Source organism: Alteromonas algae, from assembly GCF_049117195.1.
Taxonomy (GTDB): Bacteria; Pseudomonadota; Gammaproteobacteria; order Enterobacterales; family Alteromonadaceae; genus Alteromonas.
In genome coordinates, this window is the sequence record NZ_CP185260.1 from 2009830 (window position 1) to 2026677 (window position 16848).

Consider the following 16848-nt stretch of genomic DNA (forward strand, 5'->3'; position numbering starts at 1 on the left):
AGTATACGTTTTTTCTGCGCAGCGCGCAGCGCTTAGTCCATAGAAGATTGGCGATTAAGCTGATCTTTTAAGTTCGGTGGAATACCGCGAATCGTCAACGTATCGGTAGCGGGGTCGTAAAATACCCGGTCACCCATTAATTTTCTCTCAAAACTAAGTGATACACCACCACCTTGTCCGGTAAATTTTGCTAACTGCTTCAGTGCTGCGGGATCCGGTTGTATTTCCTTCTCTAGTGCTGATTCCATTGAATCGGTAAAAGCAGAAAAGTTCTGTGAAGCCTCGCTCGGTGGCAAACGTTTTGCCAGTTCATCAATCGACAAGCTTTCACCCGCATCTATTTGCTCTTTAAAATACGTTTTCACCTGTTCGCGATGCTGGTGCTGCTCGCTGGGGTCTAGCGATTCACTGGCTAGATACGCATCTACTGATGAAATTAGTTGCTTGTTTTGCTGCTTTACATCTACAAGCTCTTCGCATCCTACAAATTCCATGAAAAAGTCGGAAACTTTTCTACCCATACGGCCTTTTATAAAGCTGACATAGCGTTGTTGTTCTGGCTGAATATCCCATTGGGTTAGGTCAATTCGCACTGCAAGTTGCATTTTTGCCAAATCCAAATGCTCTCGCGCTGACAAATCTAACGAATTGGTGACTTCAACATGCGAACGCGTATTAAGCAACGCTATCATCAGATACTGTGTTGCTAGATATTCATACTGACAGAAAATAAGAAAGCCCGTTTCTACCGTCCCCATGTCAACTAACGTTTTTACTAATCGATGTGTTGCAGACAATGAAAACTGATGAAACGCATCTTCAACGTTATCACCATTTTCTTTTTTAATGGCAAGATACGTACGTAATTGCTGCGCAAAAGCCGATACATCTTTTGATGTACTTTCATTTTCGTCTTCTGTGCTGGCACTGACTGGTGACTCGTTAACAAAGTGCCCCACCCCTTTACCAGGTTTACTGTTGAAACTATGGTTAATCTGGTGCGCTAGCAATTCGATTTCTGGCGTTACCGCCAAACAATCATCACGGGGTACCGCTTCAATTTTTTCGTCTTTATTAACGATTAAACGATGAACAACAAAATGGTGAATCAGTGCACTCATAACGTATCGGGTGTCCTGTTGATTAAAAAATGTCAGAAAAATCCAAGGAATCGAGGGATTTTGGAATGAATGATTGTACTCAACCAAACAACGATTATAATCATTTTACAGATAAAACCATTCTTTTTATAAAAGAAATCATAAAAAAGAGGCGTAACAATGCCCCAGCAAAGCCGCTATACCAATGCCGAGTTTGAAGCCTTGATGAACAAAGTTATTTTTACTTTGGAAGAAAATCAAGCAGATCGAGACCTATCAATGATGGTGTTGGGTAATGTCATTACTCATATTATTAATACACAAGTGAAGCCAGAGAGCCGCGAGGCAATAGCTGAACAATTCGCGAGTGTGCTTGTAAAAAGCGTCAAACCATAAACAGGTCGTCATTATGATTTTAGCCGAATCACCTCGCCGTCAGCGGGTAACGAAGCTTGTAAATTGGGGGCATTGGTTTGCTCTAGCAAATATTGTCATCGCGATCATAATAGCCTCTATTTTCGTGTTTTCATCTCCCTTGCCAGGCTCTGCTATTGGTACTTTTTACCTTTTTGCTAATTGGTTCGGCCATATCGGCTTCATGACGTTCTTTGGATTCGTCATTTTTATTTTGCCATTGTGCTATCTCGCGACTAACCCTCGAATAATAAAGGCAGCGGCATCTATTATTGCAGCAACCGGGTTAGCGCTACTTGCATTCGATGCCCTTCTATTTAACAAAACAGGTTTTCACATTAGCCTTCATGCCGCTGATTTGTTAACCAATGAAGCCGATGCTCAAATAACGATATCAAATTGGCAACAATGGGCCTTTTTGTTATTACTGTTTCTTGTTTGGTTGGGGTTTCAGCTTGTTTTAGCTAACGCTATTTGGAAACGGGTTGAGCGTTTTTCACGCCACCGTATTGGCACTAAAGTCAGTAGCTTTTTCGTCGTGTGTTTCGTCGCAAGCCACGCCATTCACGTATGGGCGGATGCAAACCTTTATCAGCCGGTTATCAAGCAAGATAATATATTTCCGCTGTCTTACCCTGCAACGGCAAAAACCACAATGTCGCGTTACGGGTTGCTTGATTTGGCCGCTTATGAAGAGCGTAAGCAACTTCAATTTAACCCTGACATTCATAACATTAATTATCCTTCTGAACCCGTTTATTGCGCTATAGATTCAAGTAAGAATGTACTAGTATTAGTGCAAACAGATACCACACCGATTAGTGATTTGGCGGGGTATGCGTTTAATTCGGTGGCAAATTATTATACCACCGCGACCAGTGTTGACGGGTTGATAACATCCACTCTATTTGGTGTACCTGAAATTTACCAAGAGTCTCTTGAAAACAAGCGTCCTGTCATGTTGGCACTGCCTATGGGGTCGGGTATGCCTGTCTCTATCTATACGCCAAACATTAATACCATGACATCATTAAGTGGCTATAAAAAAGACCAGCTACAAACAACAGATGGACTGCATATCGCGTTTGTAGAGGGGAATGATGTTACAAGCGCTATAGATAACGCGCTACAAGCAGGTACAGACGTTATTGTCGCGACACAGCGTGACAATGGTACGGGCACACTTATGTCGACGTTGCCGCTTAATGCTGCGATGGCGACTACTGAGGATTTGGCCCCTACCATTATGCACGCGCTAGGATGCAATGCGCCCATTACATTTTATTCGACGGGCCAAAACTTGCTCGCTCCCAAGCGAGCGTGGTTAGTAAGCACATCTGGCGAGCGCATTGTTATGTTCCATAACAACGAACGTACAGACGTACTCAGCAATGGCAGCTACGAAATAACCGACACGCGAACCGGCAAACGCAGTAACGCTCCACTGAATGTGAATTTACTCAGCCAAGCTATCATGCACCTAACACGGTTTTCGGAAAACAAATAAAAAAAGCGCCTATACGGCGCTTTTCTTTTGCATATCTACGCTTAATCATTGCGCCTGTATAAGCGTATCTGAAAATCAACGGTAACCTTTTTTAGCGTTGAAATTATGCTATCTATTTTTCCTTCTGGAAGCTTCCAGTAATATGGCGTCATTTTAACTAAATCAGTCACTTGTTCTAGCGAATCAAACGTAAGCGAATAAGAAAAAGCGTCGTCATTTATTAATGAAAAACCAACCCTTTCACCCTCACTAACATTGTGCTGTTGTGGTTGGTCATAAATGCATGCTTTTAGTTCGAATAAATGTCGAGGCGCCGGATCGACGGTGATCAGCAGTCCACCAGGTTGAAGGATGCGCGCATACTCTTTACTTTCACCCGGTGCAAATACCTGTATCACCGCATGTTGCGAGTTATCTTGTAACGGTAGACTAAAACTACTTGCCACAACGAACTGTATGTTTTTATATGCTTTTGCTGCCAGTTCAACCGCAATTTTCGCAATGTCGCTGCCGGCACCTGTCGTATTAATATTCTTTTCGTTAAGCCCTTTAACAATATGATACAAGTAGCTTCCTTCGCCACAACCGGCATCATAGACGCGTAACGTGTCAAAGACTGGTGCGTTATCCGCTAATAGCTCCACCATTTTTTGCTTTAACGGTAAATACCCCTGTTTACTATGAAACTCTCTGCGCGCTCGCACCATCGCCTTATCATCGCCGGGCTGCTTTGAGTTCTTAAACTGAACGGGGAATAAATTGACGTATCCCGCTTTCGCCATGTCGAATGCATGCCCGTTTTCACACTGTGATGTTGGAGATATTAACGATAGGGGGTGTTTGCAAAGTGGGCACTGCCACATGATGGTGAGGTCTCGCGTATACAATAATGGCGGCAATGATATCAAACAAAGCCGCCAGTGTCTTAGTCTTGGCCTTAATGTAAAGAACGGTTATTTTTCTAAAAGCGTAAATATGCTAGAAAAATCTTTGTTCTCGTTCCCTTTCGCTTCATGTATACGATATAAACCTTGCGCTGCCGCAGCCATCGGCGTAGGTGAACCACTTTGCGCGGCCGTTTCCATCGCTAAATTCAAGTCTTTGTTCATGAGCTTGACCATGAAGCCGCCCTCATACTCTTTGCTTGACGGTACGTTTTCCATCACACCAGGGCACGGGTTGTATTTTTCTAGTGTCCAGTTACAGCCTGAGCTTTGGAGCATAATGTCTGACATAACCGTCGGGTCGATGCCATTATTGATTGCCATTTGAAGGGCTTCAGATGTACCGGACATCAATACGGCCAACAGCATGTTGTTACAGATTTTTGCTATTTGCCCCGCACCAGTATCCCCTGCGTGAAATAAGTTTTTACCCATGCACGAGAGTATTGGCGTAGCGCGTTCAATCGCCTTGTTGCTGCCGCCCATAATGAAGGTTAACGTACCTGCTTGCGCGCCGGCGGTGCCGCCCGATACGGGTGCATCGACAAACAGCCGGTTAGACGCCATAACGTGAGCGCCCACGCGCTTAGCGGTTTCGGCATCTATCGTCGACGAATCAATAAACAACGCATCGGGCTTTGCTGCGTTAAGAATGCCATTGTCACCAAGATAAAGGGTGTCTACGTGCTTCGCTGCTGGTAGCATTGTGATGATAACATCTGCATTTTTCACTGCATCAACAGCATTTAGCCCCGCAGTCGCGCCACTAGCAACTGCGCGTTCTACCGCCTCTTCAACAAGGTCGAATACCGTAACATTGTGTCCAGACTTTACAAGGTTAGCCGCCATCGGCCCGCCCATATTGCCTAAGCCGATAAATGCTATTGCTGTCATTTTACCGCTCCTAATTCAGCTAGAGGGTGCGAGGACTCGCCCCATGGTGAAGTGAAAAAATGCTCGATAACGTTTGCAGGCACTTCTTCGACTCGCTTATATTTCCATGCTGGAGAATGATCTTTATCAATCAAAAGTGCTCTTACGCCCTCTTGAAATTCACCACTTTCTCCGCAGCGGCACGACATGATCGCTTCCATTTTGAAACAATCAGCTAAATCCAACAACGCACCACGTTTACACTGCTCAAACACGAGGTGAGCGGTAATGGGCGAGCCATGCTTAAGCGTTGCTTGCGCTCTGTTGAGCCACTTGTCGTCTTGCATGTCAGCATTGAGGATAGTGTTAACAATATCCTCAACATTATCTCCACTACACCACGCATTAATATTTTCGATGTGCTTTTCAACATTGCTTACAGGAGGATCGGCAGGCATCGCTAATGAACCAACAATACTGTCGACTACACCATGTGCATCGACATCACGCCATTCGGCATTCATCAGTTTATCCATCAGTGACGGCTTTTCGCTATTGTCGACTAAAGCGTCTACCATGCCAACATAGTGCGCGTCGGCACCGTTTATTTGTGCGCCCGTCAACCCCAAAAACAAGCCAGTATTGCCTGGAAGACGAGGAAGGAAATAACTACCGCCAACGTCAGGGTAAAGGCCTATGCTTATCTCTGGCATGGCAAGCTTAGACGTTTGTGTTGCAATTCTATGGCTCGCACCACATAAAAGCCCCATTCCGCCACCCATGACGATTCCTGCCCCCCACACCACGATAGGTTTTGGGTAATGATGTATCGTAAAATCGAGCGTGTACTCTGTTTTAAAGAAGGTTTCTAAGAAAGCAGGTATTTCACCATCAGCGTCTTTCATTGCGTTGTACATAGAAACAATATCACCACCGGCACAAAACGCTTTGTCGCCTTCAGCATCGACGACGATACAGGCAATATCCTCTCTGTCCTGCCATGAGGTCAACGCTTCTAACATTATCAAGGCCATGTCCAGGTCTAGCGCATTTAATGCTTTTGGTTTATTTAGCGTGACTAAACCGATGTAGTGACCACAAGGTGTCTTCAATTCACTGGTTTTTACTACTGCACTTTCATTATGCATGACAGCTCCTTTATGCTAATTGATGGCTACAGTACGCTACGTTCGTCAGACAGAATTCTACGCCCGATAATAACGCGCATAATTTCGTTCGTGCCTTCAAGTATTTGATGTACACGCACATCTCTGAAATGACGCTCGAGCGGATACTCTTTTATATAACCATACCCACCGTGAAGTTGTAACGCATCATTACAGACATTGAAGCCAACATCAGTTGCAAATCGTTTAGCCATAGCGCAATACGTAGTTTTGTCCGCATCGCCATTGTCTAATTTACATGCGGCCATTCGTACCATTTGACGCGCTGCAACAAGTTCGGTTGCCATATCGGCTAGTTTGAACTGTAGCGCCTGAAAACCTGCGATTGGCTTTCCAAATTGCTCGCGTTCATTCATGTAGTTACGGGCTACATTTAACGCTTGCTGGGCAGTGCCGACAGAACACGTGGCGATATTGATTCGTCCACCATCTAACCCTTCCATCGCCATTTTAAAGCCTTGGCCTTCATCACCAAGACGCCAAGACGCATCAAGTTGTACGTTGTCGAAGGTAATCATTCTCGTAGGCTGTGCGTTCCAGCCCATTTTTTCTTCTGCTTTACCGTAAATGATGCCGTCTTCGTTAGCAGGTACAGCGAAAGCGGTGACGCCAGAGGCTCCGTCTCCCCCCGTACGTGCCATCACTACCAATACATCAGTACTGCCCGCACCAGAGATAAAGACCTTGGCGCCGTTAAGCACATACCCTTTATCATTTTTTACCGCTTTCGTTTTAAGTGATGCGGCATCAGATCCTGCACCTGGTTCGGTTAGACAGTAGGACGCCAATTTTTCACCCGTCACTAAGTCATCACACCATGTAGACTTAACGGCATCAGTACCCCATTTCGCTATCATCCATGTCGCCATGTTGTGAATGGTTAACATTGCGGTGGTCGTAGTACACCCCATTGCTAATTGCTCAAAGATGATGGATGCATCGAGCCTTGAAAGGCCTAGTCCACCCGCTTCTTCCGGTGTGTAGAGCCCACAAAAACCAAGTTCACCCGCTTTTTTGATAGCGTCCACTGGGAAGTGATGCTCTCTGTCCCACTTTGCGGCATGTGGAGCCAATTCTTGCTCAGCAAACTGTCGGGCTGTTTCTTCAAATGCAAGTTGATCGTCTGATAATTCAAAATTCATGCTTTCACCTGTCTAACTGTTTCCGTCTATTCGTTTTCATTAACCGATTATGATGGTGTGACCTCGCTTTACTTCAGCCACACGCATCAACGCATCTGGTTAATCCAAAGAGATAGTTAAATTAGGGCCGCCTGGAATATCGTCTTCTAACCAACGCGAAGTAATTGTTTTCGTTTCGCTGTAGAAGCGAATGGCTTGCTTACCATATGCATGTAAGTCGCCGTAGAATGAATTTTTCCAACCGGTAAACGAGAAGAATGGTAATGGAACAGGGATCGGTACATTGATGCCTACTTGCCCTACCTCTACATTGCGCTGATATTTGCGCGCTGCGGGGCCACTATTGGTGAATATTGAGGTACCATTTCCGTATGGGTTGTTATTAACAAGCTCTAGCGCATCTTCAAGAGAGTCTACGCTTACACAAGACAATACAGGCCCAAAGATTTCTTCTTGGTAAATTGACATATCAGGCGTTACATCACTGAAGACAGTGGGTCCAACCCAATTTCCGCTCTCATACCCTTCTACCGTAAAGTCCGAACCATCAAGCAGACACGTTGCGCCTTGCTCCTTCCCTTCTTTGATATAGTTCAACACGCGAGCTTTAGCCTGCGGGCTAATAAGCGGGCCAAAACCTGCTTCTTTATCATTCCAAATACCAGGTTTAACTTTTGCGATACGCTCAACGAGTTCAGGGATCCACTGTTCTGCTTCACCGACAAAGACCGCCACTGAAATTGCCATACAACGCTGACCGGCTGCCCCAACTGACGCGCCAACAAGGTTATTTAAGACATGTTCTTTATTAGCATCGGGCATGATTACTGAGTGATTCTTTGCACCAGCAAAACACTGCGCACGCTTCATATTAGACGTTGCAGTTCGATAAATATGTTGTCCAACCGGTACCGAGCCTACAAACGATACTGCTTTAATGCGTGGGTCGGTTAATAACGGATCAACTTGGTCTTTGCCACCATGAACCACGTTTAACACCCCGGCTGGTGCGCCAGCTTGTAAAAACAATTCAGCCAGTTTAATTGGCGTTTGTGGATCTTGCTCTGAGGGTTTGAGCACAAAAGTATTACCACATGCAATGGCAAGTGGAAACATCCAAAGCGGAATCATTGCAGGGAAGTTAAATGGGGTAATACCAGCGCACACGCCTAGTGGCTGTGTATAGCTATATGTATCTATGCCGCGCGCTACGTTTTCAACGGTTTCACCCATCATCATTGAAGGAACGTTCATTGCTTGCTCTACCACTTCAATGCCGCGCCATACATCACCTTTTGCGTCATCGAACGTTTTTCCGGTTTCCGACGCTAAAATAGTGGCAATCTCATCATGGTTTTCTTTTAATAACGCTTGGTAGCGCATCATAACGCGAGCACGTTCAGTTACTGGTACATCTTTCCATGATTCAAATGCTTTTTCGGCAGACGCTATTGCCTGCTCCATTTCATCTTTTGTTGCGCAGGGCGCTTTTGCGATAACGCTGTTGTCAGCTGGGTTAGTGACATCAATAAACGTGTCTGTTTTTGATGCGACAAATTCACCGTTGATTAGTAGGGGTACGTGCTTCATAGTTATCCTCATGTGCGAAACGCATTTTCCGACACAATATCTAATTGTTACCCTTCACGTAAACGTAAAGGTCAAATGTTTTTTATTTTTATGTAAATTTAATGTGACAGATGTTTATATACAACAGTTACATGAAATTACGTAACCGTTTTCGCCAACATTTATTGGTTTATGCACAAACACACGTGATGTGCGTTTTTATATCAGTACTGTTAAGCTTGCTCTATATAGCCGTTAGGACGTATCGCCTTGGAATACCGCATTGCTGTTGTCGAAGACAACGCCACCGCCAGAACAACATTACGTAGCCATCTATTGCCCATTGGAAATATCGGTGTAAGTAGCTTTACTTCAGGCACGGAATTAAAAGGAGCATTGCGAAAGCAACATTTTGAAGTGATTTTTATGGACTACCATTTAGGTCAAGGACGTTCTGGTGTTGAATGGGTGCAAACACTGCGCGAATCAGGCTTTATAAGGCCAAGTACTGGCATTATTTTTTTGACGTCAGACCGTTCTCCCCAGGTTATAGGGGCCATCATGGACTTGCAGCCTGACGCATTGTTGATTAAACCCTACACGATCGCCTCATTAACTCGCCAAGTAGAACACTACTTCACTTACAGGAAGTATGTCGAGTCTGCGTTAAAATCGATAGATAATAACCAACGAACGAGTGCCATAAACTTTATTAGAAAACGTTTACGTGAAGGCGTGCCCCCGCGTTTGGTTGCAGACCTCAGGAAGTTATTTGCCAGGCTGTTATTTGAAAACGGTGAGTATGAGCGCGCGCTGATTCTATATGAAGATGTTCTCACCCATTCTGACCGGGTGCTTTGGGCACAGTGGGGAAAAATAAAGTGTCAATATGCGTCAGGCGAATGGACAGCGTGTAAGCATGATCTCAACGGCATGGTGGGGTCAAGCTTAGCGAAAGACAAAGCGTTTGAATGGTTGGCGTCGCTGTCCTTTGAGCAAGAATCTTATGAGCAGACAGAAAAGTACCTAGAAAATATTAAGTTCAGCGAACTAAGCTTACCTGCGGCACGACTTAAAACAATTGCTTATCAAAAACAAGACAAAGTCATTGAAGCCATTGACCTCCTTCAGAAAAAGCGCGCGATGCATAGAAGCGCGAAAGACCGGTTTAATGACTTTACATTAGAGCTAGCTGAGTTCTATTTGATGTTAGCCGAAGAGTCTCCTTCTACCAATAGACAAGAAAGCTTAAGCCAAGCGAGAAAGCTTGTAGGTATTGCAGGGCGAGGGCAAAATGACGCGCAAGCGCTACAGCGACGTGACTTCCTTCTCGCATTTTCTGCCGTACTTGATAACGATGACGAAAAAGCAGCGCAGTGTATTGACAGCGAGCATATGGAAAACTTTGTCAGAACATCACCTTCAACACTCGTGATAGCGGCAAAGGTGTTTCACAAACTCGGTGATGAAGACAAAGCCGCTGAGGTGCTTCGATTGGCACGGGAAAAAAATTCTGCGCTATTAGAAGTGACGGAGCAAGCGTCGAACAGCGAGCTTATTACCGAAGGTGGCAGCAAATTAGACCTAAACGACACGCTTGCTGTGTCACTCAACGATTCGGGTATGCAGTTGTTTCAGCAAAAAAAGTATAATCAAGCGCTTAAATATTTCTACGACGCGTTCACGCTTTCTTTTGCTACGGCAGCATTTGGGCTCAACTTACTTCAGTGCATGCTAGAGTCAGATACTGCGGTTTATCGAAAATATACGGTACAACGTTTGCTGAAGACCTTGTCTGATATGAAGCTAAACCTTCCTAATCAGCGTCGACTTGAACAGCTTATGGCTATTGCGGGCGCCAATAAGTAATGGCAAAGGCTTGTGAGGGCAAGTCGACGTTGTCACGACAGCCCTCAATAAAGGCGTAGACGTCTACTTTAATCGCGTGAGTAAGCTAGAGGTATCCCAACGCCCTCCCCCCATTTTTTGAACATCAGCATAATACTGATCGACCAGTGCTGTTAGTGCGAGTGTTGAGCCATTTTTCCGTGCTTCATCAAGCGCTATCGATAAGTCCTTTCGCATCCAGTCAACGGCAAAACCAAAGTCGAAGGTATTATCAAGCATGGTATGTGCTCTGTTTTCCATTTGCCATGACTGCGCTGCCCCTTTACTGATCACGTCAATAACCGCATTACAATCCAGTCCTGCCTTTTGTCCAAAATGTAAGGCTTCAGATAACCCTTGCACGATACCGGCAATACAAATTTGATTCATCATTTTTGCAAGCTGACCGCTACCCACTGCGCCAAGTCGCTGAGCATGTCGCGCATAGGTGTCAATCACCGGCTTTGCACGTTCAAATACCGTTTCCTCACCGCCTACCATTATCGTTAATTGACCATTCTCTGCGCCGGCTTGCCCTCCTGATACCGGTGCGTCTAAAAAGCCGACATTTTTATCATCACACAACTGACCGAGTTCACGCGCTACATCTGCCGATGCGGTGGTATGATCAACCAATATGCTACCCGGCTTAAGATTATTAAGCGCCTCTAGCGCGACCATACGCACGTCGTTGTCATCACCAACACACATAAATACAATGTCTGCCTCACCAACAGCACTTGATGGTGTATTTGCTTGTTTCCCGCCGTATGTCTTAACCCATTGCTCAGCTTTTGAAGCGGTTCTGTTAAATACCGTCACATCAAAGCCAGCATTAGCTAAATGACCGGCCATGGGATAGCCCATTACGCCTAACCCTAAAAAGCTTACTTTTATCTGAGACATCGCCATTCTCTTATTGGTTGAAATGTTTATACTGAAGTGTAACAAATTACCCATCAACTTATATAGAGAGACAGCAATGAGTTTTTACGAGCATGAAATAGTCAAGAATAACGGGGAAAAGGTCGCGCTAAACGCGTTTAAAGGCAAGGTGCTTCTCATTGTAAATACAGCAAGCAAATGTGGGTTTACACCACAATATGACGGACTAGAAAAGCTTTATACATCATTAAAAGATAACGGTGTTGAAGTGTTAGCATTTCCTTGCGATCAATTTGGAAACCAAGAGCCCGGCAGCAACGAAGAGATTGCACAGTTTTGCACCATGAACTTTGGTGTCACGTTTCCCGTTTTTGAAAAAGTTGAGGTCAACGGAAGTAATGCGCACCCGCTTTTTAATGAACTCAAAGACAAAGCCCCTGGGTTATTAGGCTCTAAACGTATTAAGTGGAACTTCACCAAGTTTTTGGTGAACAAAGATGGCACACGAGTAAATCGCTATGCCCCAACGACCAAGCCTGCTGATATTCAACGTGATATCGAAGTATTTTTAGCGGAATAAATTAAGTAGATAATTACGATGCACAATATTGCGATGTTCAGTACTCAAGCGTATGACCAAGCGGTTTTTGAGCACCTTCTCGACGCAGAGAATGAGCGTGAACCAAGTGTAAGCAGTGCGATTAACATTACCTATTTTGATTATCGGTTAACAAAAAACTCTGCAGCGTTGTGTAAGGGGTTTCATACCGTTTGTGTCTTCGTTAATGATGACGTCTCAGCAGACACGATTGAAATCTTACATCAACAGGGCGTGAAGCATATTACGCTTCGTTGTGCGGGGTATAACAATGTCGATATTAACAAAGCAACGCAATGTGGGATCACCGTGTCGCGGGTACCAGCTTATAGCCCTCACACTGTTGCGGAACATACCCTGGCGCTTATTCTTACATTAAACCGAAAAACGCATAAAGCCTATAACCGTGTGAAAGAAGGCAACTTTGCACTTAATGGTCTGCTTGGTTTTACACTTCATGGAAAAACAGTAGGCGTTGTGGGTACAGGCAATATCGGTATCGCGGTAATAAAGATACTGAAAGGTTTTGGCTGTAACATACTTTGCTATGACCCTTCCCCTAACAAGGAAATTGCAGGGCAATATGTAGAATACGTAAGCCTCGACACGTTACTAACAAAAAGCGCTATCGTTACGCTACATTGCCCTTTAAACAAGGAGAGCCATCACCTTATCAATGATCATACGCTTTCACTGATGCCAAAAGGGGCGATGCTAATCAATACATCCCGTGGCGGCTTACTTGACGACAAAGCGGTTATTCGTTCGCTAAAGTCTTCGCATCTGGGTTATTTGGGCTTGGATGTTTACGAGAGAGAATCTGAATTATTTTTTAACGACCATTCACTTGATATTATTAGCGATGATGTCTTTCAGCGCCTTTTGACCTTCCCAAATGTCATTGTTACTGGGCATCAAGGTTTTTTTACGCAAGAAGCGCTTGATGAAATAGCATCAGTGACGGTACGTAATATTTTGGTGATTGGTGAGCTAATGCATGGTGACGTCACCGCTAATATCGTCAATAGGGCATCATAAAAGGCGATATTGATAACCAGAACTAATGTTTACGGTACTTTCGTTTTAACCACTACAGCTTTTGTGTATACGGTTGGTGTAGAGCATCAATCACGGCTAACACGATATCTTCTCGCCATGCAGGTGCTGCTATTTGAACTGACAGCGGTAGCCCTTTCGCCGATTTCATACAATGGTTTGCTTGACGCTCTGCTATATCAATATCACTAAACTGACTGTTACTTTCGTTTTCTTTCACCGTACCAACGCACGCAATACCGGCCGGAAAGCCAGTAACGTTATGCATTAGGCTATAACGCCCTCCTAGCCCCATATGTTTAAAGCTATTTTGTAAATAAGCAGGTACCGGCAAAATTGGACTTATGACGGCATCCAATGCACCTATCGAGGTTGATGCCATACTGTCTTCAACACGTTTTACGTAATTCGTTAAACGGGCTTCTAATTCAGCAACATTGTCGAGCGTATAATGGCCTACCATTTTTAATATTCTGCTTTGGTGCTTTTGACCTAACCCGCGTAATACGTAATAAAGCATAGTAATTACACTATGTGGCAAGGGTACAATTTTGTGCAGCATCGCAACATTTTGGTTCGGCGTATCACCCTGCAACGCTCGTGAGAGAATTTTCCCTTTATCCAACGACATCGCACCATAGAAGATGGCCTCGGCTTCATCAAGGTGTGGCAAAACATACTCAATAACTTGAGCCCCCTGCGCCTTAAGTTCTGCAACGGCATTGAGCACACCGTCTTTAACCGCTGTGGCAACCGGAAATGCGCCGTCATCGGTAAAATACCCTATCTTAAGTGACGACAAATCGATATCGCGATAATCACGCAAGGGCTTGACTGGCCACTCATCCTGTACAGCATCATTTAAGACGGTAAGCGCATTATGCAGTGTACTGGCATCTTGAGACAAAGGGCCGACTGCAGCTTTTATAGGAATAAGGTCTTGTTCGGGTAAGCAGCGCGTATTGTCGCGCAAACGCTGTGTGGTAGGCTTGATGGCACAACATCCGTTTACCGCGGCTGGGACCCTGATACTGCCACCAATATCGTTACCAATCCCCAAAGGAGAGAGCCCAGCACCAACGAGTGCTCCCTCGCCGCCACTACTGCCACCACAAGAGTATTTTTTATTTTTTGGATGCAACGTAACACCGAAAACAGGGTTATCTGTTTCAGTAAATGACAATAACTGAGATACGTTTGTTTTCCCCAGCACAACGGCGCCGCTTTTCATTAACGCTTCGATGTAGACATTATTCTGACTGGGAATATCACGCTTTCGTGCACTTACACCAAATGTTGACGCGGTACCGCTTAAGTCAAAACACTCTTTTATCGTAATAGGGAGACCGTGCAGCAGCCCACTGGCTTTTCCATGACTGTGGATGTAGGCATCACGCTGCGCAGCGTCTTCTTCGGCATGAGAAAACCGCTCATAAACAATAGCGTTGAGCGAAGCGTGTGCTTTGTTATTGTTAATAAGCTCTGTTGTTAAAGCCTTACTGCTTAGCTCGCAGCGCATTAGTTGATGCAGCAAGTCCTTTGGAAGCCTCGTCATTTTGCGCCCTTGTTCGTCCATTGAAACCACTATGGCGCTATTTTGTAGCACTATTTTGCATTAACATCCATTTAAACGAGTAAAAATAAATGATTAATGTACCTAAGAAAGTTGCTGTTACTTTTCAAGCATTACATGAAAGTATTTACCTAACCATAAGTAAGGTTCGCGTTGGCAGTATTCCTTTTCAAGTGCAAACAATTCATCAAACTTGGTCTTTTGGTGCTCTCGGTCTTTGAGATAATCATGAAAGCAGCGCACCCCCGTTTTCGCCTTAACGGTAAAGCCAATGCTTTCGCAAAATTCAACCAACGCCTTTGCCGATATTGGCTTTTTAGGGTTAAGCTTCACTTGCTTTTTTACCTTCATGCCTTTAGCAATATAGTCGAAGTTACCATACAGCGCATTGGCAAAAAGATTGGCATCATGATTAAAAAAGCTCAAGCTTAACACTGCCCCGCTTTGCATCTGCTTATACAGTGAGTGAATTGCATCAAAAGGCGCATCTAACCACTCCAATACCGCATGGCAGACAACCATATTATATTGATTAATGCCTGTTATTTCTTGTAAGTAGGACTGCTCGATGCGCACATTATCGATGCCTTGTAATAGGGCTCGTGCATGCACCAACACGTCTTGTGAGGCATCGGTCAACGTGACTGAGTGCCCTAACTCACACAAGTGCTTTGTCATTACCCCAGTGCCGCCCCCAATTTCGAGAATATGTTGGGGAGATGCAAGAAACGGTGACATCGCGTGACAAAGGATGTCGTGCCTAATTCGCCCTTTACTGGTGCCGTATATATTGGCAGCAAATTTGTTTGCTATGCCATCAAAGACTATATCTGATTTCATGTCAGGCCGGGTTTGGAATGTCAATAAACGTAACGTCTACACCGAACGTGTCTGCGAGATGCTTTCCAAGAGACTTCACACCATAGCGTTCTGTAGCATGGTGCCCTGCCGCATAAAAACTCACCCCCATTTCACGTGCTGTATGTATGGTTTGCTCAGAGACTTCGCCGGTGATAAACGCATCGACACCCGCATCAATTGCCTGTTCGATAAAACCTTGGCCACCGCCCGTGCACCACGCAACACGGCTAATTAATTTATTATCTGGTGACTCCATCAACACATCTCGCTTAAGTGTTACCTCTAGTAGTGATTGAAGTTCCTGAGCAGACATACCGTGCTCAAAGCGCCCCTGCATGAGAACGCCACGTGGCTTAACTTGCTCAACGGCACTGATTTCCTTAATACCTAGTAGGCTACCTAATTGCTGGTTATTCCCATAAGTATTATGAACATCTAAGGGTAAGTGATATGCATACATGTTTATGTCATGTTGTAATAGCGCTTTTATCCTGTTTTTTTTCATTCCACTTATGGCTTGATTTTCACCTTTCCAAAAATAACCATGATGGACAATGAGCGTATCCGCGCCACTGTCAATCGCGCGGTCGATAAGCGCTTGAGAAGCCGTTACGCCAGTAACAATTTTAGAGATTGTTGTTGCTCCCTCTACCTGCAACCCATTAGGGCAATAGTCGCTGATTTCATTGCTCTTTAGCAGAGTATTTAGGTAGTCGGTTAATTCAAAATTCGTTAGGGCCACATCATCCTCGGCTAAAAATTAGACATATTGTTCAAAAAACGTTATAAAAATGCATGCCTTGTTTACCCCGTTGAATGCTAACGAATTTGCATACAGTAATAACACTAATGCAAAGCAACAAGGCGAGTAAGCAATGGCTGTGAATATAACAAAACAAAGAGCAACTATGTATGGCAAACTTAGATAAAGAAGCAGTTATTGCTGCTTTTACTAGCGCGTATGAAGAAAAGCACGGGTCAACACCCACGATTGAAGCAAAGAGCGGTTGGTACAGTGTAGAGGGTGGAAAAAATATTCGCCTTGCACAACTTCAAGAAATGACTGAAGAGCTCGAAGTCAGCAAGGGCAAAGCGCCTAGTGACGTGAAGAGCGCCTTAACGCCTGCTAAGAAAAAACCTAAGAAAGCGGCGTCATCATCAGCACGTAAGAAAGGTCAGTTTTCGGTGAAGGACTTCTGGGCAGAGAAACTGCGTGAGGACGCGCCGGGTTCAACGCTACCGCGTTAATGAG

General features: G+C 44.7%; 16 protein-coding genes. 6 read left to right on the plus strand and 10 right to left on the minus strand.

Annotated elements, in window-relative coordinates:
- Window positions 1–32: 32 nt before the first annotated feature.
- On the minus strand, window positions 33–1121 hold the full coding sequence (gene yejK, locus ACOJRU_RS09115) for a nucleoid-associated protein YejK (RefSeq protein ID WP_421131443.1): 1089 nt from the start codon (window positions 1119–1121) through the stop codon (window positions 33–35).
- A gap of 159 nt (window positions 1122–1280) precedes the next feature.
- Between yejK and ACOJRU_RS09120 the strand changes: the two genes are divergently transcribed.
- Complete coding sequence (locus ACOJRU_RS09120) at window positions 1281–1496, plus strand: DUF1414 domain-containing protein (RefSeq protein ID WP_421131444.1); 216 nt, start codon at window positions 1281–1283, stop codon at window positions 1494–1496.
- A gap of 13 nt (window positions 1497–1509) precedes the next feature.
- The gene (locus ACOJRU_RS09125; RefSeq protein ID WP_421131445.1) at window positions 1510–3021 is read left to right on the plus strand and encodes a DUF3413 domain-containing protein; all 1512 of its coding nucleotides are present in this window, start codon (window positions 1510–1512) and stop codon (window positions 3019–3021) included.
- 41 nt (window positions 3022–3062) lie between these two features.
- Here ACOJRU_RS09125 and ACOJRU_RS09130 read toward each other — a convergent pair whose 3' ends face one another.
- The 5 genes from ACOJRU_RS09130 to ACOJRU_RS09150 form a co-directional block, all read right to left on the minus strand.
- On the minus strand, window positions 3063–3929 hold the full coding sequence (locus tag ACOJRU_RS09130) for a putative RNA methyltransferase (protein ID WP_421131446.1): 867 nt from the start codon (window positions 3927–3929) through the stop codon (window positions 3063–3065).
- A gap of 45 nt (window positions 3930–3974) precedes the next feature.
- Window positions 3975–4859 (minus strand): 3-hydroxyisobutyrate dehydrogenase, encoded by an 885-nt coding sequence (mmsB, locus tag ACOJRU_RS09135; protein WP_421131447.1) that lies wholly within the window; start codon window positions 4857–4859, stop codon window positions 3975–3977.
- Window positions 4856–5986: an enoyl-CoA hydratase/isomerase family protein gene (locus ACOJRU_RS09140; protein WP_421131448.1), complete on the minus strand. Its 1131-nt coding sequence runs from the start codon at window positions 5984–5986 to the stop codon at window positions 4856–4858. Before ACOJRU_RS09140 ends, mmsB begins: the two co-directional genes overlap by 4 nt.
- A gap of 26 nt (window positions 5987–6012) precedes the next feature.
- Window positions 6013–7167, minus strand: coding sequence for an acyl-CoA dehydrogenase family protein (locus tag ACOJRU_RS09145; protein ID WP_421131449.1), 1155 nt, complete (start codon window positions 7165–7167; stop codon window positions 6013–6015).
- A 99-nt stretch (window positions 7168–7266) separates the two neighbouring features.
- Window positions 7267–8757, minus strand: coding sequence for a CoA-acylating methylmalonate-semialdehyde dehydrogenase (locus ACOJRU_RS09150; RefSeq protein ID WP_421131450.1), 1491 nt, complete (start codon window positions 8755–8757; stop codon window positions 7267–7269).
- A 249-nt stretch (window positions 8758–9006) separates the two neighbouring features.
- On the opposite strand from ACOJRU_RS09150, the gene ACOJRU_RS09155 reads away from it, so the two are divergent.
- On the plus strand, window positions 9007–10605 hold the full coding sequence (locus ACOJRU_RS09155; RefSeq protein ID WP_421131451.1) for a response regulator: 1599 nt from the start codon (window positions 9007–9009) through the stop codon (window positions 10603–10605).
- A gap of 63 nt (window positions 10606–10668) precedes the next feature.
- Here ACOJRU_RS09155 and ACOJRU_RS09160 read toward each other — a convergent pair whose 3' ends face one another.
- Window positions 10669–11529 carry an NAD(P)-dependent oxidoreductase gene (locus ACOJRU_RS09160; protein WP_421131452.1) on the minus strand — a complete coding sequence of 287 codons (861 nt, stop codon included), beginning with the start codon at window positions 11527–11529 and terminating at the stop codon, window positions 10669–10671.
- A 76-nt stretch (window positions 11530–11605) separates the two neighbouring features.
- On the opposite strand from ACOJRU_RS09160, the gene ACOJRU_RS09165 reads away from it, so the two are divergent.
- Both ACOJRU_RS09165 and ACOJRU_RS09170 read left to right on the plus strand, forming a co-directional pair.
- Window positions 11606–12088 carry a glutathione peroxidase gene (locus tag ACOJRU_RS09165; protein ID WP_421131453.1) on the plus strand — a complete coding sequence of 161 codons (483 nt, stop codon included), beginning with the start codon at window positions 11606–11608 and terminating at the stop codon, window positions 12086–12088.
- 18 nt (window positions 12089–12106) lie between these two features.
- Window positions 12107–13144: a 2-hydroxyacid dehydrogenase gene (locus tag ACOJRU_RS09170; protein ID WP_421131454.1), complete on the plus strand. Its 1038-nt coding sequence runs from the start codon at window positions 12107–12109 to the stop codon at window positions 13142–13144.
- A 52-nt stretch (window positions 13145–13196) separates the two neighbouring features.
- Here the strand turns inward: ACOJRU_RS09170 and ACOJRU_RS09175 are convergent, their stop codons facing one another.
- The 3 genes from ACOJRU_RS09175 to ACOJRU_RS09185 all read right to left on the minus strand — a co-directional run bounded on the left by ACOJRU_RS09175 (window position 13197) and on the right by ACOJRU_RS09185 (window position 16338).
- On the minus strand, window positions 13197–14768 hold the full coding sequence (locus tag ACOJRU_RS09175; protein WP_421131455.1) for an amidase family protein: 1572 nt from the start codon (window positions 14766–14768) through the stop codon (window positions 13197–13199).
- 66 nt (window positions 14769–14834) lie between these two features.
- The gene (locus ACOJRU_RS09180; protein ID WP_421131456.1) at window positions 14835–15575 is read right to left on the minus strand and encodes a methyltransferase; all 741 of its coding nucleotides are present in this window, start codon (window positions 15573–15575) and stop codon (window positions 14835–14837) included.
- A 1-nt stretch (window position 15576) separates the two neighbouring features.
- Complete coding sequence (locus ACOJRU_RS09185) at window positions 15577–16338, minus strand: Nif3-like dinuclear metal center hexameric protein (RefSeq protein WP_421131457.1); 762 nt, start codon at window positions 16336–16338, stop codon at window positions 15577–15579.
- A gap of 170 nt (window positions 16339–16508) precedes the next feature.
- Here ACOJRU_RS09185 and ACOJRU_RS09190 point away from each other — a divergent pair, with 170 nt between their 5' ends.
- On the plus strand, window positions 16509–16844 hold the full coding sequence (locus ACOJRU_RS09190) for a hypothetical protein (protein WP_421131458.1): 336 nt from the start codon (window positions 16509–16511) through the stop codon (window positions 16842–16844).
- Window positions 16845–16848 lie beyond the last annotated feature (4 nt).